Annotated in this window: 1 protein-coding gene; it reads left to right on the top strand. The window is 72.0% G+C overall.

Annotation, left to right across the window (positions count from 1 at the left end; translation table 11 throughout):
• Nucleotides 1-441: glycerate kinase (locus tag PA598K_RS38310; protein ID WP_260405652.1), on the top strand; the 441-nt coding region annotated here is incomplete at its 5' end.
• Nucleotides 442-496 lie beyond the last annotated feature (55 nt).

Raw genomic sequence — 496 nt, forward strand, 5'->3', positions numbered from 1 at the left:
GATATCGCGGTCATCCCCGGAGCGGGCGCTGCCGGCGGCCTCGGCGCGGCGCTGGTCGGCTTCCTCGGCGGCTCGCTCGTCTCCGGCGCCGAGCTGGTGCTGGAGCGCCTGGGCATCGAGGCTCATCTGAGCGATGCCCGGCTCGTCATCACCGGCGAGGGTCGGCTCGACGGCCAGACCTCGCGCGGCAAAGCGCCGGTCGGCGTCGCGCGTATGGCGCAGCAGCATGGCGTGCCGGTGATCGCGCTGGCCGGCGGCATCAGCGCCGAAGCGCCGGCGCTGCACGAGCAAGGCGTCAGCGCCTACTTCCCGATCCTGAGTCGGCCAATGTCGCTCGAGGCCGCGATGGACCCGGCGACGACGGCAGCCCATCTGCGCGGCACTGCGGAGCAGCTGTTCCGGTTGCTGCGGGCGACGGACGCAGCCACGTCGCGCGCGTAGCCGGAGCAACACCGGGTCAGGCGCTCCGGCTGGTTGCTAACTCTACTTTCTAGAG

The sequence above is a fragment of the Paenibacillus sp. 598K genome (genome assembly GCF_003851045.1).
Taxonomy (GTDB): Bacteria; Bacillota; Bacilli; order Paenibacillales; family Paenibacillaceae; genus Paenibacillus_D.